The organism is Pseudomonas sp. SWRI92 (assembly GCF_014268685.1).
Lineage (GTDB): Bacteria > Pseudomonadota > Gammaproteobacteria > Pseudomonadales > Pseudomonadaceae > Aquipseudomonas > Aquipseudomonas marvdashtae.
Window position 1 is genome coordinate 1 of record NZ_JABWQY010000020.1, and the last position, 21128, is coordinate 21128.

Sequence of the window (21128 nt, forward strand, 5' to 3'; positions counted from 1 at the left end):
GAAACGATGCATCGCCGATGGTAGTGTGGGGTTTCCCCATGTGAGAGTAGGTCATCGTCAAGATTAAATTCCGAAACCCCTATCTGCTGACGCAGGTAGGGGTTTTGTTTTGCCTGTAGAAAAGCAAGTTTGGTGTTTCTATGCAACTGCCTTGTGCATGGCTATCATGCGGGCCTCCTTATCAGGCGCAGTTCGTATGCTTACGTTGCTAAAACTTCTGAAGGACGGCCGCTTCCATTCAGGTCAGGCGCTGGGTGCGGGGTTGGGCATCAGCCGTAGCGCGGTGTGGAAGCAATTACAGCATCTGGAGGCGGAGCTAGGATTATCTGTCCATAAGGTCCGAGGCAGGGGGTATCAGTTGGCAAGACCGCTGTTGCTTTTGGATGCGGCCGAAATTGTCTCGAAAGAAGGGTTCGAGTGGCCTGTCCAAATACATGATTCCATCGACTCCACCAATGCCGAAGCTTTGCGCGCTATAGAGCGTGGTATGGCGGCGCCCTTCTTGGTCTTGGCCGAACGCCAGATAGCGGGTCGTGGTCGTCGAGGCCGTAAGTGGGTCAGTCCATTCGCTGACAACCTCTACTATAGCTTGGTGTTGCGCATCGAAGGCGGCATGCGGCAGATCGAAGGCCTGAGTCTCGTTGTCGGACTCGCCGTCATGCAGACATTGTGCGACCTGGGCGGCATGAATGCAGGGCTCAAATGGCCCAACGATGTCCTGGTTGGTGAGAAAAAAATCGCAGGTATTCTGCTTGAATTGGTGGGAGACCCGGCCGATGTTTGTCATGTTGTCCTGGGCGTAGGAATCAATGTGAATATGCGGTCGACTGATGAGGTTGATCAGCAATGGACGTCCATGAGTTTGGAAGCAGGTCGGGATTTTGATCGAAACGAGCTGGTGGCGCGCTTGAGCGCGAAGCTCCAGCACTATCTGACACTGCACCAGGTATCTGGGTTTGCAGCGATTCAGCAAGAGTGGGAGCACTTCCACTTGTGGCAGGGAAAGGCCGTTTCGTTGATTGCAGGTGCCAATCAAATTGACGGGGTGGTGATGGGTATCGACCGTCAGGGTGCGCTGCGCTTGAAGGTGGATGGTGTGGAGAAAATTTTTAGCGGCGGTGAGCTCAGTTTGAGGTTGCGTGATGATTCTTGAGCTCGATTGCGGCAATAGCTTTATCAAGTGGCGCGTCCTTCGCTCCGATGGCGTGACGCCTGTCGAAGGGGGCGTAGTCAGTTCTGACGATGACCTGCTGGCAAGCCTGAGTGATGCTGAGAAATTTCAGCTGGAAAAGTGCCGCCTTGTAAGTGTCAGAACCCCTGACGAAACTGATTCCCTGGTTGCCTCTCTCGTGGGTGCGTTTGGGGTGTCGGTGGCTCGTGCTGTGCCCGCTCGGGACATGGCGGGTGTGAAGAACGGTTACGAGGAATATGAGCGATTAGGTCTCGATCGATGGCTAGCCTTGCTTGGCGGCTTCCATCTCGCATCCGGGGCGTGCCTTGTACTTGATTTTGGCACGGCTGTTACGGCGGACTTCGTGGCGGCGGACGGTGAGCATCTGGGCGGATTTATTTGTCCTGGTATGCCTTTGATGCGTAATCAATTGCGTACCCATACGCGGCGAATTCGGTATGACGATACTGCTGCCGAGCGAGCTCACGAGAGTCTCGCGCCGGGTAGGGCGACGGTGGAGGCGGTTGAGCGTGGCTGTATGCTGATGCTCAGGGGATTTGTCCTGACGCAACTTGAATTGGCAAAGCAATATTGGGGAAAGGATTTCGAGGTGTTTTTAACGGGAGGGGACGCCGGGCTGGTTTCCGGGGTTGTTCCTGATGCCAAGGTCGCGCCTGACCTGGTCTTTGTTGGTTTGGCGATGGCCTGTCCTTTGTCTTGAGGTTTCTATGCGGTGGCTGTTTCTTTTGTTGCTGGTTTTGAATGGCTTCTACTACATCTGGCATCAGCAAGAGGCCCCGCTTCGTGCCAAGGACGTTACTCCGCTGAGTTTGTATCGCGGTTCGCAGCAGGATATTCATCTCTTGAGCGAGACGGCAGATTCGCTTGTCCGGCGAGACACAGGCAAAACGGGTGAAGCGCGCAAGACTTGTAGTTATCTGGGCGGTTCTTTGCGCCCGGAATCAGCCAGGCTACTGGAGCAGCGGTTGGCTTCGTTGGGGGTTGCAGCGCGTCCCGTCACGTTGGCCTCCCCAGACTCGCCGGAAAGTGGGGCATTCTGGCTTCAGATTCCCTCGGAAAGCGCGGGAAAATTGAGTGACACGACGATCCAAAACCTTTCCAAAGAATTCAATGAGTTAAAACATAAAATAATGCCCTGTGAAGGGGTTGCACCTGCTGGGTAGTTTGCATAGAATGGCGCCCGCTTCGCAGCGAAGACCCTTAAGGGGTAGCGATACGAAGCGTGGTCAACGCAGCTAACCTCAGGTTTTTAATGAGAAAATGCTTGACAGAAGGCTGGCATGATATAGAATGCCGGCTCGCTTAGGAGGGGTTCCCGAGCGGCCAAAGGGATCAGACTGTAAATCTGACGTCTACGACTTCGAAGGTTCGAATCCTTCCCCCTCCACCATTTTTAGCGTGAGCTGCAAGCTCCGCGGGTATAGTTTAGTGGTAGAACCTCAGCCTTCCAAGCTGATGATGCGGGTTCGATTCCCGCTACCCGCTCCAAGTTTGCAGGTTGTGCAAAGCGTTTTGCTCTTGTAGCTCAGTTGGTAGAGCACACCCTTGGTAAGGGTGAGGTCAGCGGTTCAAATCCGCTCAAGAGCTCCATATTACAAGGCAGATATGAAAATATCTGCCTTTGTTTTAATGGCTTGTTTGACTTGCTAAATTCTTCTCCTAGGGGTGATTTCGATGGCTAAGGAAAAGTTCGAACGTAATAAGCCGCACGTCAACGTTGGTACCATTGGTCACGTCGATCACGGTAAAACCACTCTGACTGCCGCTCTGACCCGTGTCTGTTCCGAAGTATTCGGTTCGGCGAAGGTTGACTTCGACAAGATCGACAGCGCCCCGGAAGAAAAAGCTCGCGGTATCACCATCAACACCGCTCACGTTGAATACGATTCGGCCGTGCGTCACTACGCACACGTTGACTGCCCAGGTCACGCCGACTACGTAAAAAACATGATCACCGGTGCTGCCCAGATGGACGGCGCGATCCTGGTTTGCTCGGCCGCTGATGGTCCGATGCCACAAACTCGTGAGCACATCCTGCTGTCCCGTCAGGTAGGCGTTCCGTACATCGTTGTCTTCCTGAACAAGGCTGACATGGTTGACGATGCCGAGCTGCTGGAGCTGGTTGAGATGGAAGTGCGCGATCTGCTGAGCACTTACGACTTCCCAGGTGATGACACTCCAATCATCATTGGTTCGGCTCTGATGGCTCTGAACGGCCAAGATGACAACGAAATGGGTACCACTGCGGTCAAGAAGCTAGTTGAGACTCTGGATAGCTACATCCCAGAGCCTGAGCGTGCTATCGACAAGCCGTTCCTGATGCCAATCGAAGACGTATTCTCGATCTCCGGTCGCGGCACTGTTGTGACTGGTCGTGTTGAGCGTGGCATCGTCCGTATCCAGGAAGAAGTTGAGATCGTTGGTTTGCGCGATACTCAGAAAACTACCTGCACTGGCGTTGAAATGTTCCGCAAGCTGCTCGATGAAGGTCGTGCAGGCGAGAACTGCGGCGTACTGCTGCGCGGCACCAAGCGTGACGACGTTGAGCGTGGCCAGGTTCTGGTCAAGCCAGGCACCGTCAAGCCGCACACCAAGTTCACCGCAGAAGTTTACGTTCTGAGCAAGGAAGAAGGCGGTCGTCATACACCGTTCTTCAAGGGCTACCGTCCACAGTTCTACTTCCGTACAACTGACGTGACTGGTAACTGCGAGCTGCCAGAAGGTGTTGAAATGGTAATGCCAGGTGACAACATCCAGATGACTGTCACTCTGATCAAGACCATCGCGATGGAAGACGGTCTGCGTTTCGCTATCCGTGAAGGCGGTCGTACCGTCGGCGCCGGCGTCGTAGCCAAAGTCATCGAGTAAACAGTTGTAATGTCTTTTTCGGGCCGGCATAATGGTCGGCCTGATTTTGTTTTAGGTCAGTAGCTCAATTGGCAGAGCGACGGTCTCCAAAACCGTAGGTTGGGGGTTCGATTCCCTCCTGACCTGCCAGATTCACTTGGTGTGTCTGGCTTTCTTTTCACAGGATCTTCATAGATGACTCCTAAAGCTGAAGCTCAAGGCTCTCGCTTCGATCTGCTCAAGTGGCTAGTAGTAGTCGCTTTGGTGGTTGTTGGCGTTGTTGGCAATCAGTATTTTTCTGCTTCGCCGATCCTGTACCGTGTACTTGCATTGCTTGCTATTGCTGCTGTTGCTGCCTTTGTAGGGTTGCAGACGGCCAAGGGTAAGTCGTTCTTTGTACTCGCTAAGGAAGCTCGCACCGAGATCCGTAAAGTCGTATGGCCGACTCGCCAAGAAACCACGCAGACCACGTTGATCGTTGTGGCTGTTGTTCTGGTAATGGCGTTGCTGTTGTGGGGGCTTGATTCCCTGCTCGGCTGGCTTGTTTCCTTGATTGTTGGCTAAGGGTGTCCCGTGGCTAAGCGTTGGTACGTTGTGCATGCTTACTCGGGTTACGAGAAGCATGTTATGCGCTCGTTGGTCGAGCGCGTAAAGCTGGCTGGCATGGAAGATGGCTTTGGCGAAATTCTGGTCCCCACTGAAGAAGTGGTTGAGATGCGTAATGGCCAGAAGCGCAAAAGTGAACGCAAGTTCTTTCCGGGCTACGTGCTGGTACAGATGGACATGAACGAAGGGACTTGGCACTTGGTCAAGGATACCCCTCGGGTGATGGGCTTCATTGGCGGTACCGCCGACAAGCCTGCGCCGATCACAGATAAAGAAGCAGAAGCGATTCTGCGTCGTGTCGCTGATGGTAGCGATAAGCCGAAGCCGAAAACACTGTTTGAGCCGGGTGAAGTTGTGCGCGTCACCGACGGTCCATTCGCTGATTTCAATGGCACGGTTGAAGAGGTTAACTACGAAAAGAGCCGGATCCAAGTGGCAGTGCTCATTTTCGGTCGCTCTACTCCGGTAGAGCTAGAGTTCAGCCAGGTCGAAAAGGTCTGATTGAACAGGCATCCCAACCCCGCAGCCCTAGGCTGTGGGGTTTTGTCGTCACTGGGATAAACGCGCAAGCAACCGGGGAGCCTTTCGAGGCGTTAGAACCCGTAATTGGAGTGCCTCATGGCCAAGAAGATTACCGCTTACATCAAGCTGCAAGTGAAGGCCGCTCAGGCTAACCCAAGCCCACCTGTTGGTCCTGCGCTGGGTCAGCACGGCGTGAACATCATGGAATTCTGCAAGGCTTTCAACGCCCGTACCCAGGGTCTTGAGCCAGGTCTGCCGACTCCAGTGATCATCACTGTCTACAGCGACCGTAGCTTCACTTTCGAAACAAAAAGCACCCCTGCTTCGGTTCTGCTGAAGAAGGCTGCAGGTTTGACCAGCGGTTCCGCTCGTCCAAACACCGTTAAGGTTGGCACCGTTACCCGTGCTCAGCTGGAAGAGATCGCGAAGACCAAAAACGCGGATCTGACTGCAGCTGATATGGATGCAGCCGTGCGTACTATCGCCGGTTCTGCTCGTAGCATGGGCCTTAACGTGGAGGGTGTGTAATGGCTAAGCTGACCAAGCGTCAAAAGGCTATCGCCGGCAAAATCGAAGCAGGCAAGGCCTACAACTTTGTAGACGCCGCCGCTCTGCTGGCCGAGCTGTCGACTGTCAAGTTCAGCGAGTCTTTCGACGTTGCTGTGAACCTGGGTGTTGACCCACGTAAATCCGACCAGGTCGTTCGTAGCGCTACCGTGCTGCCACACGGCACTGGCAAGACCGTACGTGTTGCCGTGTTCACCCAGGGCCCAGCAGCTGAAGCTGCTCTGGCTGCTGGTGCTGACCGTGTTGGCATGGACGATCTGGCTGCTGAAATGAAAGGCGGCGACCTGAACTACGACGTAGTGATCGCATCCCCGGATGCCATGCGCGTTGTAGGTCAGTTGGGTCAGATCCTCGGTCCACGTGGTCTGATGCCTAACCCTAAAGTCGGCACCGTAACGCCAGACGTAGCCACCGCGGTTAAAAACGCCAAGGCTGGTCAGGTTCGTTATCGCACCGACAAGAACGGCATTATCCACACTTCCGTTGGCAAGATCGGCTTTGACGCCGTCAAGCTGAAGGAAAACGTTGAAGCCCTGATCGCTGATCTGAAGCGTATCAAGCCAGCTTCTTCGAAAGGTATCTACGTCAAGCGCGTTACCCTGAGCACCACTATGGGCCCAGGTCTGGTTATCGATCAGAGCTCGCTCGACGCGTAAGACTCAGGTTGGCGCAAGCGATTGCGCCAATTGAAAAATTGGGGTCCCTGCCTGGCGGGGGCTGTCCAAGACCGTAGGCGACGCAAGTCTTAAACCACAAGCCTACGCAGATGGTGCTCCCGGTTCCTTACCGAATCAGACACCAAAACGACATTCGGTTTCGACCGAATGAAACGGTAACAAGCAGGAGTTAAACCCGTGGCAATTAATCTCGAAGACAAGAAGGCCATCGTCGCTGAAGTCAACGAGGCTGCCAAAGTCGCTCTGTCCGCTGTCGTGGCTGATGCCCGTGGCGTAACAGTAGGCGCAATGACCGGACTCCGTAAAGAGGCCCGTGAAGCTGGTGTTTATGTACGTGTCGTACGTAACACCTTGCTCAAGCGCGCTGTTGCTGACACTGAATACAGTGTTCTCAACGACGTGTTCACCGGCCCGACCCTGATCGCGTTCTCCAAGGATCATCCAGGCGCTGCTGCCCGTTTGTTCAAGGAGTTCGCCAAGGGTCAGGATAAGTTCGAGATCAAGGCAGCTGCGTTCGAGGGCAAGTTCCTCGCAGCTAATCAGATCGATGTACTGGCAACACTGCCGACCCGCGACGAAGCCATTTCGCAGCTGATGAGCGTGATTCAAGGCGCTACCAGCAAGCTGGCTCGTACTCTGGCTGCAGTTCGCGAGCAAAAAGAAGCTGCCGCAGCCTAAGGCTGAGCACTTTCTCTCGCGCTTTTTTGTTTATTTCGATGGCCGCGTAGGCCGTCCCCCAATTCAGGAAATACAGTAATGTCTATCTCCCAAGACGATATCCTCAACGCCGTAGCTGAAATGTCGGTTCTGCAGGTTGTTGAGCTGATCAAAGCTTTCGAAGAAAAATTCGGCGTTTCCGCTGCCGCTGCTTCCGCTGGTCCAGCTGCTGCTGCCGCCGTTGTTGAAGAGCAAACCGAATTCAACGTCATGCTGACCGAAGCTGGCGAGAAGAAAGTAAACGTGATCAAGGCTGTACGTGAACTGACCGGTCTGGGCCTGAAAGAAGCCAAGGCTGTAGTTGACGGCGCGCCTGGCGTGGTACTGGAAGCTGTTTCGAAAGACGCAGCTGACAAAGCCAAAGCCACTCTGGAAGAAGCGGGCGCTAAAGTCGAGCTGAAGTAAGCATCGACTTTGCGTCTCCAGCCCGAGCGTTAAGCGACAGGCTGATGGCTGGTGGCTCTTGCCACCGGCCTTTTTCCGTTATTGGCAGCCGACTGGGTCGGTGCTGATCGCGAGCTGTAACCACCCGATGTGGTGGCGCAAACCATGGGGTTTGCACGATTTTCTGGCTGCTCCCGTCGGGAGGGGCCAAACAAGCAGGTGACCAAGCTGGGGAACGCTGATGGCTTACTCATATACTGAGAAAAAACGTATCCGCAAGGACTTTAGCAAGTTGCCGGACGTCATGGATGTGCCGTACCTCCTGGCCATCCAGCTGGATTCGTATCGTGAATTCTTGCAAGCGGGAGCGACTAAAGATCAGTTCCGCGACGTGGGCCTGCATGCGGCCTTCAAATCCGTTTTCCCGATCATCAGCTACTCCGGCAATGCTGCGCTGGAGTACGTCGGTTATCGCCTGGGCGAACCGGCATTTGATGTCAAAGAATGCGTATTGCGCGGTGTTACTTACGCCGTACCTTTGCGGGTAAAAGTGCGCCTGATCATTTTCGACAAAGAATCGTCGAACAAAGCGATCAAGGACATCAAAGAGCAAGAAGTCTACATGGGTGAAATCCCCCTGATGACTGAGAACGGTACCTTCGTAATCAACGGTACCGAGCGTGTAATCGTTTCCCAGCTGCACCGTTCTCCGGGCGTGTTCTTCGACCATGACCGTGGCAAGACGCACAGCTCCGGCAAACTGCTTTACTCCGCGCGCATCATTCCTTACCGCGGTTCGTGGCTGGACTTCGAGTTCGACCCGAAAGACTGCGTATTCGTGCGTATCGACCGTCGTCGCAAGCTGCCTGCATCGGTACTGCTGCGCGCGCTCGGCTATACCACCGAAGAAGTGCTGGACGCGTTCTACACCACCAACGTCTTCCATGTGCAAGGTGAAAACCTCAGCCTGGAACTGGTGCCTCAGCGCCTGCGCGGTGAAATCGCGGTCCTCGATATCCTCGATGACAAAGGCAAGGTTATTGTCGAGCAGGGTCGTCGAATCACCGCTCGCCACATCAACCAGCTGGAAAAAGCCGGGATCAAAGAGCTGCAGGTGCCTCTGGACTACGTCCTGGGTCGCACCACCGCCAAGGTCATCGTGCATCCAGCCACCGGCGAAATCCTGGCAGAGTGCAACACCGAGCTGAACACTGAGATCCTGGCAAAAATCGCCAAGGCCCAGGTCGTTCGCATCGAAACTCTCTACACCAACGATATCGACTGTGGCCCGTTCATCTCCGACACGCTGAAGATCGACTCCACCGGCAACCAGTTGGAAGCCCTGGTCGAAATCTATCGCATGATGCGTCCTGGCGAGCCGCCAACCAAGGACGCAGCCGAGACCCTGTTCAACAACCTGTTCTTCAGCCCTGAGCGCTATGACCTGTCTGCGGTCGGCCGGATGAAGTTCAACCGTCGTATCGGTCGTACAGAAATCGAAGGTTCGGGCGTACTGAACAAGGACGATATCGTTGCGGTATTGAAGACTCTCGTCGACATCCGTAACGGCAAAGGCATCGTCGATGACATCGACCACCTGGGTAACCGTCGTGTTCGCTGCGTAGGCGAGATGGCCGAGAACCAGTTCCGTGTTGGCCTGGTGCGTGTTGAGCGCGCGGTCAAGGAACGTCTGTCGATGGCTGAAAGCGAAGGCCTGATGCCGCAAGACCTGATCAACGCCAAGCCAGTGGCTGCGGCTGTGAAAGAGTTCTTCGGTTCGAGCCAGCTGTCCCAGTTCATGGACCAGAACAACCCGCTGTCCGAGATCACCCACAAGCGTCGTGTCTCCGCACTCGGCCCGGGCGGTCTGACCCGTGAGCGCGCAGGCTTTGAAGTTCGTGACGTACACCCGACTCACTACGGTCGTGTGTGCCCGATTGAAACGCCGGAAGGTCCGAACATCGGTCTGATCAACTCCCTGGCGGCCTACGCGCGCACCAACCAGTACGGCTTCCTCGAAAGCCCGTATCGCGTGGTGAAAGACGCTCTGGTCACCGACGAGATCGTCTTCCTGTCCGCCATCGAAGAAGCTGATCACGTGATCGCTCAGGCTTCGGCCACGATGAACGATAAGAAAATGCTGATCGACGAGCTGGTAGCTGTTCGTCACTTGAACGAGTTCACCGTCAAGGCGCCGGAAGACGTCACCTTGATGGACGTATCGCCGAAGCAGGTAGTTTCGGTTGCAGCGTCGCTGATCCCGTTCCTCGAGCACGACGACGCCAACCGTGCGTTGATGGGTTCGAACATGCAGCGTCAGGCTGTGCCTACCCTGCGTGCCGACAAGCCGCTGGTCGGTACCGGCATGGAGCGTAACGTTGCCCGTGACTCCGGCGTTTGCGTTGTGGCGCGTCGTGGTGGTGTGATCGATTCCGTCGACGCCAGCCGTATCGTGGTTCGTGTTGCTGATGACGAAGTAGAAACTGGCGAAGCCGGTGTCGACATCTACAACCTGACCAAGTACACCCGCTCCAACCAGAACACTTGCATCAACCAACGTCCGCTGGTGCGTAAAGGTGATCGGGTTCAGCGTAGCGACATCATGGCTGACGGCCCGTCCACCGACATGGGTGAGCTGGCGTTGGGTCAGAACATGCGCATCGCGTTCATGGCCTGGAACGGTTACAACTTTGAAGACTCCATCTGCCTGTCGGAACGAGTTGTTCAAGAAGACCGCTTTACCACGATCCACATTCAGGAACTGACCTGTGTGGCCCGTGACACCAAGCTTGGCCCAGAAGAAATCACTGCAGACATCCCGAACGTGGGTGAAGCTGCACTGAACAAACTGGACGAAGCCGGTATCGTTTATGTAGGTGCCGAAGTAGGCGCAGGCGACATCCTGGTGGGCAAGGTCACTCCGAAAGGCGAGACCCAGCTGACGCCGGAAGAAAAACTGCTGCGTGCCATCTTCGGTGAAAAAGCCAGCGACGTTAAAGACACCTCCCTGCGTGTGCCGACTGGCACCAAGGGTACCGTCATCGACGTACAGGTCTTCACTCGCGACGGTGTTGAGCGTGATGCTCGTGCACTGTCCATCGAGAAGACTCAGCTCGACGAGATCCGCAAGGACCTGAACGAAGAGTTCCGTATTGTCGAAGGCGCAACTTTCGAACGTCTGCGCTCCGCACTGGTTGGCCACAAAGCCGAAGGCGGCGCAGGCCTGAAGAAAGGTCAGGAAATCACCGACGAAGTTCTCGACGGTCTTGAGCATGGCCAGTGGTTCAAACTGCGCATGGCTGAAGATGCTCTGAACGAGCAGCTCGAGAAGGCCCAGGCCTACATCGTTGATCGCCGCCGTCTGCTGGACGACAAATTCGAAGACAAGAAGCGCAAACTGCAGCAGGGCGATGACCTGGCTCCAGGCGTGCTGAAAATCGTCAAGGTTTACCTGGCAATCCGTCGCCGCATCCAGCCGGGCGACAAGATGGCCGGCCGTCACGGTAACAAGGGTGTGGTCTCCGTGATCATGCCGGTTGAAGACATGCCGCACGATGCCAATGGCACCCCGGTCGACGTGGTCCTCAACCCGTTGGGCGTACCTTCGCGTATGAACGTTGGTCAGATTCTCGAAACTCACCTGGGCCTCGCGGCCAAAGGTCTGGGCGAGAAGATCAACCGGATGATCGAAGAGCAGCGCAAGGTCGCTGATCTGCGTAAGTTCCTGCACGAGATCTACAACGAGATCGGCGGGCGCAACGAAGAACTGGACACTTTCTCCGACCAGGAAATCCTGGATCTGGCGAAGAACCTGCGCGGCGGCGTTCCAATGGCTACTCCGGTGTTCGACGGTGCCAAGGAAAGCGAAATCAAGGCCATGCTGAAACTGGCAGACCTGCCAGAAAGCGGCCAGATGCAGCTGTTCGATGGCCGTACCGGCAACAAATTCGAACGCCCGGTCACCGTTGGCTACATGTACATGCTGAAGCTGAACCACTTGGTAGACGACAAGATGCACGCTCGTTCTACCGGTTCTTACAGCCTGGTTACCCAGCAGCCGCTGGGTGGTAAGGCGCAGTTCGGTGGTCAGCGTTTCGGGGAGATGGAGGTCTGGGCACTGGAAGCGTACGGTGCTGCATACACTCTGCAAGAAATGCTCACAGTGAAGTCGGACGATGTGAACGGCCGGACCAAGATGTACAAAAACATCGTGGACGGCGATCACCGTATGGAGCCGGGCATGCCCGAGTCTTTCAACGTGTTGATCAAGGAAATTCGTTCCCTCGGCATCGATATCGATCTGGAAACCGAATAACACGTGACGCGAATCGAGAGCGGGGCTGTTTTGCCCGCTCTCTGCTCCGCCAGGAGGAAAGGCCTTGAAAGACCTACTGAATTTGCTGAAAAACCAGGGTCAAGTCGAAGAGTTCGACGCCATCCGTATCGGATTGGCCTCGCCTGAGATGATCCGTTCGTGGTCGTTCGGTGAAGTTAAAAAGCCGGAAACCATCAACTACCGTACGTTCAAACCTGAGCGTGACGGCCTGTTCTGCGCCAAGATCTTTGGCCCGGTAAAGGATTACGAGTGCCTGTGCGGTAAGTACAAGCGCTTGAAGCATCGTGGTGTGATCTGCGAGAAGTGCGGCGTTGAAGTCGCGCTGGCAAAAGTTCGTCGTGAGCGCATGGCCCACATCGAACTGGCTTCGCCGGTTGCCCACATCTGGTTCTTGAAATCGCTGCCGTCCCGTATCGGCCTGCTGATGGACATGACCCTGCGTGATATCGAACGCGTTCTCTACTTCGAGAGCTACGTCGTTATCGATCCAGGCATGACCACCCTTGAAAAGGGTCAGTTGCTCAACGACGAGCAGTACTTCGAAGCGCTGGAAGAATTCGGTGACGATTTCGACGCCCGCATGGGTGCCGAAGCTGTCCGCGAACTGCTGCACGCTATCGACCTTGAGCACGAGATTGGCCGTCTGCGCGAAGAAATTCCGCAAACCAACTCCGAAACCAAGATCAAGAAGCTGTCCAAGCGTCTGAAGTTGATGGAAGCCTTCCAGGGCTCCGGCAACCTGCCAGAGTGGATGGTGCTGACCGTTCTGCCGGTTCTGCCGCCAGACCTGCGTCCACTGGTCCCGCTCGATGGCGGTCGCTTCGCAACTTCCGACCTCAACGATCTGTATCGTCGAGTGATCAACCGTAACAACCGCTTGAAGCGCCTGCTCGATCTGTCCGCTCCGGACATCATCGTGCGCAACGAAAAGCGTATGTTGCAAGAAGCTGTGGATGCACTGCTGGACAACGGTCGTCGTGGCCGCGCTATCACTGGTTCCAACAAGCGTCCTCTGAAATCCCTGGCTGACATGATCAAGGGTAAGCAAGGTCGTTTCCGTCAGAACTTGCTCGGTAAGCGTGTTGACTACTCCGGTCGTTCGGTAATTACCGTAGGCCCGACCCTGCGTCTGCACCAGTGCGGTCTGCCTAAGAAAATGGCTCTGGAACTGTTCAAGCCGTTCATTTTCGGCAAGCTGGAAATGCGTGGTCTCGCGACCACCATCAAAGCCGCCAAGAAAATGGTCGAGCGCGAGCTGCCAGAGGTCTGGGACGTTCTTGCCGAAGTGATTCGCGAACACCCAGTGTTGCTCAACCGTGCACCGACCCTTCACCGTCTGGGTATCCAGGCGTTTGAACCGGTACTGATCGAAGGCAAGGCTATCCAGCTGCACCCGCTGGTCTGTGCTGCGTACAACGCCGACTTCGACGGCGACCAAATGGCCGTGCACGTGCCGCTGACGCTGGAAGCCCAGTTGGAAGCGCGCGCGTTGATGATGTCGACCAACAACATCCTGTCGCCAGCGAACGGTGAGCCGATCATCGTTCCGTCCCAGGACGTTGTATTGGGTCTGTACTACATGACTCGTGAAGCCATCAACGCCAAGGGCGAAGGTCGCGTGTTCGCGGATCTGCAGGAAGTTGACCGTGTGTTCCGTGCCGGCGAAGCCGCACTGCATGCCAAGGTCAAGGTGCGGATCAACGAAACCGTAAACGACCGTGATGGAGGCAGCGTCAAGAACACTCGTATCGTCGACACCACCGTCGGCCGTGCGCTGTTGTTCCAGGTTGTCCCACCTGGCCTGTCGTTCGACGTCGTCAACCTGCCGATGAAGAAAAAAGCGATCTCCAAGCTGATCAACCAGTGCTACCGCGTGGTTGGTTTGAAAGAGACCGTGATCTTCGCTGACCAGTTGATGTATACCGGTTTCGCTTATTCGACCATCTCCGGCGTTTCCATCGGCGTTAACGACTTCGTTATCCCGGATGAAAAAGCCCGCATCATCGGTGCTGCCACCGAAGAAGTGAAAGAGATCGAGAGCCAGTACGCGTCCGGCCTGGTAACCCAGGGTGAGAAGTACAACAAGGTGATCGACCTCTGGTCCAAGGCGAACGACGAAGTGTCCAAGGCGATGATGGCCAACCTCTCGAAAGAGAAAGTCATCGACCGCCACGGTAACGAAGTCGATCAGGAATCCTTCAACTCGATGTACATGATGGCCGACTCGGGCGCACGGGGTTCTGCAGCGCAGATCCGTCAGCTCGCCGGTATGCGTGGCCTGATGGCCAAGCCGGACGGCTCCATCATCGAGACCCCGATTACCGCGAACTTCCGTGAAGGTTTGAGCGTACTTCAGTACTTCATCTCTACTCACGGTGCTCGTAAGGGTCTTGCGGATACCGCGTTGAAAACGGCGAACTCCGGTTACCTGACTCGTCGTCTGGTAGACGTTGCCCAGGATCTGGTCGTGACCGAGATCGACTGCGGCACCGAACATGGCCTGGTAATGACTCCGCACATCGAAGGCGGTGACGTTGTAGAGCCGTTGGGTGAGCGCGTATTGGGTCGTGTCATCGCCCGTGACGTATTCAAGCCGGGTACCGAGGACGTCATCGTTCCTGCCGGCACCCTGGTTGACGAGAAGTGGGTCGAATTCATCGAGCTCAACAGCATCGACGAAGTGATCGTGCGTTCGCCGATCAGCTGCGAAACCCGCTACGGTATTTGCGCCAAGTGCTACGGTCGCGACCTGGCTCGTGGTCACCAGGTGAACATCGGTGAAGCGGTCGGCGTTATCGCTGCCCAGTCCATCGGTGAGCCGGGTACCCAGCTGACCATGCGTACGTTCCACATCGGTGGTGCGGCAAGCCGGACCTCCGCGGCCGACAGTGTCCAGGTGAAGAATGGCGGTACCGTTCGCCTGCATAACCTGAAGCACGTTGAGCGCGTGGACGGTCACCTGGTGGCTGTGTCCCGTTCTGGTGAGCTGGCGATTGCCGACGACTTCGGTCGTGAGCGCGAGCGCTACAAGCTGCCGTACGGTGCTGTGATTTCGGTGAAGGAAGGTGACAAGGTCGACGCTGGCGCCATCGTGGCCAAGTGGGACCCGCACACCCACCCAATCGTTACCGAAATGAAAGGTACCGTGACCTACGTGGGCATGGAAGAAGGCATCACGATCAAGCGTCAGACTGACGAATTGACCGGTATGACCAACATTGAAGTACTCGACGCTAAAGATCGTCCAGCTGCCGGCAAGGACATCCGTCCTGCTGTGAAGATGGTCGACGACAACGGCAAGGATCTGTTGCTGCCAGGCACTGACGTAATCGCTCAGTACTTCCTGCCAGCCAACGCCTTGGTCGGTGTTGCGGACGGTGCGCGGATCGCGATCGGTGATGTTATCGCTCGTATCCCGCAAGAAACTTCGAAGACCCGCGACATCACCGGTGGTCTGCCGCGTGTTGCCGACTTGTTCGAAGCCCGTCGTCCGAAAGAAGCCTCGATTCTGGCTGAAGTCAGCGGCACCATCGCGTTCGGTAAAGAGACCAAGGGCAAGCGCCGCCTGGTCATCACCCCGAACGACGGTAGCGATCCGTACGAAGAGCTGATTCCGAAGTGGCGTCACCTGAACGTCTTCGAAGGCGAACAGGTCAACCGCGGCGAAGTTATCTCCGACGGCCCTAGCGATCCACACGACATCCTGCGTCTGCTGGGTGTGAGTGCGCTGGCCAAGTACATCGTGAACGAGATCCAGGACGTTTACCGTCTGCAAGGCGTGAAGATCAACGACAAGCACATCGAGACCATCCTGCGTCAGATGCTGCGTAAGGTCGAGATCGCTGAATCCGGCGACTCGAGTTTCATCAAGGGCGACCAGATGGAGCTGACTCACGTACTGGTGGAAAACGAGCGCCTGGGTGCGGACGACAAATTCGTGTCCAAGTTCACTCGCGTGCTGCTGGGTATCACCAAGGCGTCGTTGTCCACCGAATCGTTCATCTCGGCGGCTTCCTTCCAGGAAACCACCCGCGTACTGACCGAAGCGGCGGTAACCGGCAAGCGCGATTACCTGCGCGGCCTGAAAGAAAACGTGGTCGTGGGTCGTCTGATCCCGGCCGGTACCGGTTTGGCCTATCACAGCGAACGCAAGCGTCGCCGTGAAGCAGACAAGCCGTTGCGCGTAAGCGCCAGTGAAGTGGAAGCTGCACTGACCGAAGCACTGAACTCGAGCGGTAACTGAGTTCTGCGCTAATTGAGAGCCTGGCCCTGGTCATTCCGTTCGGCGGATCGAGACAAGTTGTCGAGATCCGGCGGGCGAGGAGGTCGGGGCCTTGCCTTGACTGGAGACAAGATCCTCTTTAGACTCTTGATCCCCTAAATTTGGCGGGAATTCGTTCCTGCCATTTTGCTTTTCTTGTAAGACAATAGCGTCGCAAGACAACAGTGGAGCTAGTAGATGGCAACTATCAACCAGCTGGTACGTCAGCCGCGTAAGCGTATCGTCGAGAAATCCGACGTGCCTGCGCTGCAGAACTGCCCGCAACGTCGTGGCGTATGCACCCGTGTGTATACCACCACGCCGAAAAAACCTAACTCGGCACTGCGTAAAGTATGCCGTGTGCGCCTGACCAACGGTTTCGAGGTTTCCTCGTACATCGGCGGTGAAGGCCACAACCTGCAAGAGCACAGCGTCGTACTGATCCGTGGCGGCCGTGTAAAAGACTTGCCAGGTGTTCGTTACCACACCGTTCGCGGTTCTTTGGATACCTCCGGCGTCAAAGGTCGTAACCAGGGTCGTTCGAAGTACGGTACCAAGAAGCCTAAGTAGTAGTGGCTTTTTGTAAAACTGATTTTCTATTTTTTTGAGTCGATAAGAGTAAGGTCGGAGGCGTCCCGCAAGGGCACCGATTCCGAGCGAACCTGAAGACCGCTTGAGGGCTTATCATGCCAAGACGTCGCGTAGCAGCCAAACGTGAGATTCTGGACGATCCGAAATACGGAAGCCAGATTCTCGCCAAGTTCATGAACCACGTAATGGAAAGCGGCAAGAAAGCCGTTGCCGAGCGTATCGTTTATGGCGCACTGGACAAAGTTAAGGAACGCAAGAACAGCGATCCCCTGGAAATCTTCGAGAAAGCTCTCGACGCCATCGCTCCGCTGGTCGAAGTGAAGTCGCGCCGTGTAGGCGGTGCTACTTACCAGGTTCCGGTCGAAGTTCGTCCGTCCCGTCGTAACGCCCTGGCAATGCGCTGGCTGGTAGACTTCGCCCGCAAGCGCGGCGAGAAGTCCATGGCCCTGCGTTTGGCTGGTGAACTGTTGGACGCTGCTGAAGGTAAAGGTGCTGCAGTTAAGAAGCGTGAAGACGTGCACCGTATGGCTGAAGCCAACAAGGCTTTCTCGCACTACCGCTTCTAATTTTAGCGTCACTCAATTTGCGAGGGCTTTATGGCTCGTACTACACCGATTAACCGCTACCGTAACATCGGTATCGTTGCTCACGTGGATGCTGGTAAAACCACCACCACCGAGCGCGTCCTTTTTTACACCGGCAAAAGTCACAAGATGGGCGAGGTGCATGATGGCGCCGCGACCACCGACTGGATGGTGCAGGAGCAGGAGCGTGGTATTACCATCACTTCTGCTGCTATTACCGCTTTCTGGAAGGGTTCCGAGAAGCAGTACAAGGACGAGCACCGCTTCAACGTCATCGATACCCCGGGCCACGTAGACTTCACCATTGAAGTAGAACGTTCCCTACGCGTACTCGACGGCGCTGTGGTTGTTTTCTGCGGCACCTCGGGTGTTGAGCCTCAGTCGGAAACCGTATGGCGTCAAGCCAACAAATACGGTGTTCCGCGTCTTGTTTATGTAAACAAGATGGACCGTGCAGGCGCCAACTTCCTGCGCGTGATCGCTCAGATCAAGCAGCGTCTGGGTCACACTCCGGTGCCGATCCAGCTGGCTATCGGTTCCGAAGACAACTTCCAGGGTCAGATCGATCTGATCAACATGCAAGCTGTCTACTGGAACGATTCCGACAAGGGCATGGTTCCTGTTCGCAAGGACATTCCTGCCGAGTTGCTGGAAGAAGCCGAGAAGTGGCGTGGCAACATGGTTGAGGCTGCGGCCGAAGCCAACGAAGAGCTGATGAACAAGTACCTCGAGGGTGAAGAACTCACCAACGAGGAAATCAAGGCCGCTCTGCGTCAGCGTACTATCGCTGGTGAAATCGTCCTGGCTGTTTGCGGTTCTTCCTTCAAGAACAAGGGTGTTCCCCTGGTTCTCGACGCCGTTATCGACTTCCTGCCTGCGCCGACCGACATTCCTGCCATCAAGGGTACTGACCCGGATGACGAGACTATCGAGTTGGAGCGTCATGCGGACGACAGCGAGCCGTTCTCGGCTCTGGCGTTCAAGATCGCTACCGACCCATTCGTGGGTACCTTGACCTTTGTCCGGGTTTACTCGGGTGTGTTGAACTCCGGCGACGGCGTGATCAACTCTGTAAAAGGCAAGAAAGAGCGCGTAGGCCGTATGGTGCAGATGCACGCAAACGCCCGCGAAGAGATCAAGGAAGTGCGCGCTGGCGACATCGCGGCCTTGATCGGCATGAAGGACGTCACCACGGGTGAAACTTTGTGCAATGGCGACAAGCCAATCATCCTGGTTCGCATGGACTTCCCGGAGCCGGTTATTTCGGTTGCCGTTGAGCCTAAGACCAAGGACGACCAGGAAAAAATGGGTATCGCTCTGGGCAAACTTGCTCAGGAAGACCCGTCTTTCCGCGTCAAGACTGATGAAGAGACTGGTCAAACGATCATCTCTGGCATGGGCGAGTTGCACCTGGACATCCTGGTTGACCGGATGCGCCGTGAGTTCAACGTCGAAGCCAACATCGGTAAGCCTCAGGTTTCCTATCGTGAGCGCATCACGAAGAACTGTGAAATCGAAGGCAAGTTCGTTCGCCAATCCGGCGGTCGTGGCCAGTTCGGTCACTGCTGGATCCGTTTTGCACCGGCTGACGAAGGTCAGGAAGGTCTGCAATTCGTGAACGAAGTCGTAGGTGGTGTGGTTCCTAAGGAATACATCCCGGCGATCCAGAAGGGTATCGAAGAGCAGATGAAGAACGGCGTTGTTGCCGGCTATCCGCTGATCGGCCTGAAGGCAACCGTGTTCGATGGTTCTTACCACGACGTCGACTCCAACGAGATGGCGTTCAAGGTGGCTGCTTCCATGGCGACCAAGCAACTGGCCCAGAAGGGCGGTGGTGAGTTGCTTGAGCCGATCATGGCGGTAGAAGTCGTTACGCCTGAAGACTACATGGGTGATGTCATGGGCGACCTTAACCGTCGTCGTGGCATGATTCTGGGTATGGAAGATACGGTTTCCGGCAAAGTGATTCGTGCCGAGGTTCCGTTGGGTGAAATGTTCGGTTACGCAACCGACGTTCGTTCCATGTCTCAGGGTCGCGCAAGCTACTCTATGGAATTCAAAAAATACAATACAGCTCCGTCGCATATCGTCGAAACTGTTACCAAAAAACAAGGCTGATTCAGTCCTTTAGGCAAGGAGTTAATTGTCGTGGCTAAAGAAAAATTTGATCGTTCCCTACCGCACGTCAACGTTGGCACCATTGGTCACGTTGACCACGGTAAAACCACTCTGACTGCTGCTCTGACTCGCGTCTGCTCCGAAGTTTTCGGTTCGGCCGTTGTTGCTTTCGACAAAATCGACAGCGCTCCGGAAGAGAAGGCTCGTGGTATCACCATCAACACCGCGCACGTTGAGTACAACTCTTCGATTCGTCACTACGCTCACGTTGACTGCCCAGGTCACGCTGACTATGTGAAGAACATGATCACCGGTGCTGCCCAGATGGACGGCGCGATCCTGGTTTGCTCGGCCGCTGATGGTCCGATGCCACAAACCCGTGAGCACATCCTGCTGTCCCGTCAGGTAGGCGTTCCGTACATCGTTGTCTTCCTGAACAAGGCTGACATGGTTGACGACGCTGAGCTGCTGGAACTGGTTGAGATGGAAGTGCGCGATCTGCTGAGCACTTACGACTTCCCAGGTGATGACACTCCAATCATCATCGGTTCGGCTCTGATGGCTCTGAACGGCCAAGACGACAACGAAATGGGTACCACCGCTGTCAAGCGCCTGGTAGAAACTCTGGACAGCTACATCCCAGAACCAGTTCGTGTGATCGACAAGCCGTTCCTGATGCCAATCGAAGACGTATTCTCGATCTCCGGTCGCGGTACTGTTGTGACTGGCCGTATCGAGCGCGGTATCGTCAAGGTTCAGGATCCACTGGAAATCGTTGGTCTGCGTGACACCACCGTCACCACCTGCACCGGTGTTGAAATGTTCCGCAAGCTGCTCGACGAAGGTCGTGCTGGCGAGAACTGCGGCGTTCTGCTGCGTGGTACCAAGCGTGACGACGTTGAGCGTGGCCAGGTTCTGGTTAAGCCAGGTTCGGTCAAGCCGCACACCAAGTTCGAAGCTGAAGTGTACGTTCTGAGCAAAGAAGAAGGCGGTCGTCACACTCCGTTCTTCAAAGGCTACCGTCCACAGTTCTACTTCCGGACCACTGACGTGACCGGTAACTGCGAACTGCCGGAAGGCGTTGAAATGGTAATGCCAGGCGACAACATCAAAATGGTTGTCACCCTGATCAAGACCATCGCAATGGAAGACGGTCTGCGTTTCGCTATCCGTGAAGGCGGTCGTACCGTCGGCGCTGGCGTCGTAGCCAAAATCATCGAGTAAGCTCTTTTTGAGTTCGCTCTGATGGATTGAAAGAGCCCCCGCCCAGCGGGGGCTTTTTTATTGGGTTGACACCTATCGGGGGCGTCTATAGAATTGCGCCTCCTTTTAACGGGCGTATTGCGCCCGGTGGGAATAGCAGCCGGAGTCTGAAATCCAATGCAAAATCAGCAAATCCGTATCAGGTTGAAGGCTTTCGACCATCGCCTGATCGACCAATCCACCCAGGAAATCGTGGAAACCGCGAAACGTACTGGTGCTCAAGTGCGTGGTCCAATTCCACTGCCTACCCGTAAAGAGCGGTTCACCGTTCTGGTCTCCCCGCACGTCAACAAAGACGCGCGTGACCAGTACGAGATCCGTACTCATAAGCGCGTTCTGGACATCGTCCAGCCAACGGATAAAACCGTTGATGCTCTTATGAAGCTCGATCTTGCGGCCGGTGTGGAAGTGCAGATCAGCCTCGGCTAAGACTCGGTCTTAGTCGTGTAACGCTCTGAAATGG

At 55.6% G+C, this 21128-nt stretch carries 17 protein-coding genes and 4 tRNA genes; all 21 read left to right on the top strand.

What is annotated here, in order from left to right:
• Nucleotides 1–196: 196 nt before the first annotated feature.
• The 21 genes from birA (at nucleotide 197) to rpsJ (ending at nucleotide 21094) form a co-directional block, all read left to right on the top strand.
• The gene (gene birA, locus HU762_RS23325) at nucleotides 197–1153 is read left to right on the top strand and encodes a bifunctional biotin--[acetyl-CoA-carboxylase] ligase/biotin operon repressor BirA (protein ID WP_186641007.1); all 957 of its coding nucleotides are present in this window, start codon (nucleotides 197–199) and stop codon (nucleotides 1151–1153) included.
• Nucleotides 1143–1892, top strand: coding sequence for a pantothenate kinase (locus HU762_RS23330; protein WP_186641009.1), 750 nt, complete (start codon nucleotides 1143–1145; stop codon nucleotides 1890–1892). Before birA ends, HU762_RS23330 begins: the two co-directional genes overlap by 11 nt.
• 7 nt (nucleotides 1893–1899) lie before the next feature.
• Entirely contained in the window at nucleotides 1900–2355 is a 456-nt protein-coding gene (locus tag HU762_RS23335) for a hypothetical protein (RefSeq protein WP_186641011.1), read from the top strand.
• Nucleotides 2356–2497: 142 nt separating this feature from the next.
• Nucleotides 2498–2582, top strand: a tRNA-Tyr gene (locus HU762_RS23340).
• 24 nt (nucleotides 2583–2606) lie between these two features.
• Nucleotides 2607–2680: transfer RNA gene (locus tag HU762_RS23345), tRNA-Gly, on the top strand.
• A 26-nt stretch (nucleotides 2681–2706) separates the two neighbouring features.
• Nucleotides 2707–2782, top strand: a tRNA-Thr gene (locus tag HU762_RS23350).
• A gap of 84 nt (nucleotides 2783–2866) precedes the next feature.
• Complete coding sequence (tuf, locus tag HU762_RS23355) at nucleotides 2867–4060, top strand: elongation factor Tu (RefSeq protein ID WP_003186103.1); 1194 nt, start codon at nucleotides 2867–2869, stop codon at nucleotides 4058–4060.
• A 53-nt stretch (nucleotides 4061–4113) separates the two neighbouring features.
• Nucleotides 4114–4189: transfer RNA gene (locus HU762_RS23360), tRNA-Trp, on the top strand.
• Between the two features lie 45 nt (nucleotides 4190–4234).
• Nucleotides 4235–4603, top strand: coding sequence for a preprotein translocase subunit SecE (gene secE / locus HU762_RS23365; RefSeq protein ID WP_024776457.1), 369 nt, complete (start codon nucleotides 4235–4237; stop codon nucleotides 4601–4603).
• A 9-nt stretch (nucleotides 4604–4612) separates the two neighbouring features.
• The gene (gene nusG, locus HU762_RS23370) at nucleotides 4613–5146 is read left to right on the top strand and encodes a transcription termination/antitermination protein NusG (protein WP_003186097.1); all 534 of its coding nucleotides are present in this window, start codon (nucleotides 4613–4615) and stop codon (nucleotides 5144–5146) included.
• A 117-nt stretch (nucleotides 5147–5263) separates the two neighbouring features.
• Nucleotides 5264–5695, top strand: a complete 432-nt coding sequence (rplK, locus tag HU762_RS23375; protein WP_003176435.1) for a 50S ribosomal protein L11 — start codon at nucleotides 5264–5266, stop codon at nucleotides 5693–5695.
• Nucleotides 5695–6390: a 50S ribosomal protein L1 gene (gene rplA / locus HU762_RS23380; RefSeq protein ID WP_003186095.1), complete on the top strand. Its 696-nt coding sequence runs from the start codon at nucleotides 5695–5697 to the stop codon at nucleotides 6388–6390. The genes rplK and rplA overlap by 1 nt, the downstream gene beginning before the upstream one ends.
• A 198-nt stretch (nucleotides 6391–6588) precedes the next feature.
• Nucleotides 6589–7089 carry a 50S ribosomal protein L10 gene (gene rplJ, locus HU762_RS23385; protein WP_047230484.1) on the top strand — a complete coding sequence of 167 codons (501 nt, stop codon included), beginning with the start codon at nucleotides 6589–6591 and terminating at the stop codon, nucleotides 7087–7089.
• A gap of 78 nt (nucleotides 7090–7167) precedes the next feature.
• Complete coding sequence (gene rplL, locus HU762_RS23390) at nucleotides 7168–7533, top strand: 50S ribosomal protein L7/L12 (RefSeq protein WP_186641013.1); 366 nt, start codon at nucleotides 7168–7170, stop codon at nucleotides 7531–7533.
• 220 nt (nucleotides 7534–7753) lie between these two features.
• The gene (gene rpoB, locus HU762_RS23395; protein WP_186641015.1) at nucleotides 7754–11827 is read left to right on the top strand and encodes a DNA-directed RNA polymerase subunit beta; all 4074 of its coding nucleotides are present in this window, start codon (nucleotides 7754–7756) and stop codon (nucleotides 11825–11827) included.
• 64 nt (nucleotides 11828–11891) lie between these two features.
• Complete coding sequence (gene rpoC, locus HU762_RS23400) at nucleotides 11892–16091, top strand: DNA-directed RNA polymerase subunit beta' (protein ID WP_186641017.1); 4200 nt, start codon at nucleotides 11892–11894, stop codon at nucleotides 16089–16091.
• A 216-nt stretch (nucleotides 16092–16307) separates the two neighbouring features.
• Complete coding sequence (gene rpsL, locus HU762_RS23405; RefSeq protein WP_002555494.1) at nucleotides 16308–16679, top strand: 30S ribosomal protein S12; 372 nt, start codon at nucleotides 16308–16310, stop codon at nucleotides 16677–16679.
• Nucleotides 16680–16795: 116 nt separating this feature from the next.
• A complete protein-coding gene (gene rpsG / locus HU762_RS23410) occupies nucleotides 16796–17266 on the top strand; it encodes a 30S ribosomal protein S7 (RefSeq protein WP_003186074.1) in 471 nt (156 codons plus the stop codon).
• A gap of 30 nt (nucleotides 17267–17296) precedes the next feature.
• A complete protein-coding gene (fusA, locus tag HU762_RS23415) occupies nucleotides 17297–19402 on the top strand; it encodes an elongation factor G (protein ID WP_186641019.1) in 2106 nt (701 codons plus the stop codon).
• Between the two features lie 30 nt (nucleotides 19403–19432).
• Nucleotides 19433–20626, top strand: a complete 1194-nt coding sequence (tuf, locus tag HU762_RS23420; protein WP_003186071.1) for an elongation factor Tu — start codon at nucleotides 19433–19435, stop codon at nucleotides 20624–20626.
• Nucleotides 20627–20782: 156 nt separating this feature from the next.
• Nucleotides 20783–21094 carry a 30S ribosomal protein S10 gene (rpsJ, locus tag HU762_RS23425; protein ID WP_003186070.1) on the top strand — a complete coding sequence of 104 codons (312 nt, stop codon included), beginning with the start codon at nucleotides 20783–20785 and terminating at the stop codon, nucleotides 21092–21094.
• The last annotated feature ends 34 nt before the right edge of the window (nucleotides 21095–21128 follow it).

What these genes read in the sequence shown, in the direction of transcription:
- rpsL (WP_002555494.1), top strand. Translation starts at nt 16,308, where the DNA reads ATGGCAACTATCAACCAGCTGGTACGTCAGCCGCGTAAGCGTATCGTC.
- birA (WP_186641007.1), top strand. Translation starts at nt 197, where the DNA reads ATGCTTACGTTGCTAAAACTTCTGAAGGACGGCCGCTTCCATTCAGGT.
- HU762_RS23335 (WP_186641011.1), top strand. Translation starts at nt 1,900, where the DNA reads ATGCGGTGGCTGTTTCTTTTGTTGCTGGTTTTGAATGGCTTCTACTAC.
- HU762_RS23330 (WP_186641009.1), top strand. Translation starts at nt 1,143, where the DNA reads ATGATTCTTGAGCTCGATTGCGGCAATAGCTTTATCAAGTGGCGCGTC.
- rplK (WP_003176435.1), top strand. Translation starts at nt 5,264, where the DNA reads ATGGCCAAGAAGATTACCGCTTACATCAAGCTGCAAGTGAAGGCCGCT.
- secE (WP_024776457.1), top strand. Translation starts at nt 4,235, where the DNA reads ATGACTCCTAAAGCTGAAGCTCAAGGCTCTCGCTTCGATCTGCTCAAG.
- rpsG (WP_003186074.1), top strand. Translation starts at nt 16,796, where the DNA reads ATGCCAAGACGTCGCGTAGCAGCCAAACGTGAGATTCTGGACGATCCG.
- rpsJ (WP_003186070.1), top strand. Translation starts at nt 20,783, where the DNA reads ATGCAAAATCAGCAAATCCGTATCAGGTTGAAGGCTTTCGACCATCGC.
- rpoB (WP_186641015.1), top strand. Translation starts at nt 7,754, where the DNA reads ATGGCTTACTCATATACTGAGAAAAAACGTATCCGCAAGGACTTTAGC.
- rplL (WP_186641013.1), top strand. Translation starts at nt 7,168, where the DNA reads ATGTCTATCTCCCAAGACGATATCCTCAACGCCGTAGCTGAAATGTCG.
- fusA (WP_186641019.1), top strand. Translation starts at nt 17,297, where the DNA reads ATGGCTCGTACTACACCGATTAACCGCTACCGTAACATCGGTATCGTT.
- rplA (WP_003186095.1), top strand. Translation starts at nt 5,695, where the DNA reads ATGGCTAAGCTGACCAAGCGTCAAAAGGCTATCGCCGGCAAAATCGAA.
- tuf (WP_003186103.1), top strand. Translation starts at nt 2,867, where the DNA reads ATGGCTAAGGAAAAGTTCGAACGTAATAAGCCGCACGTCAACGTTGGT.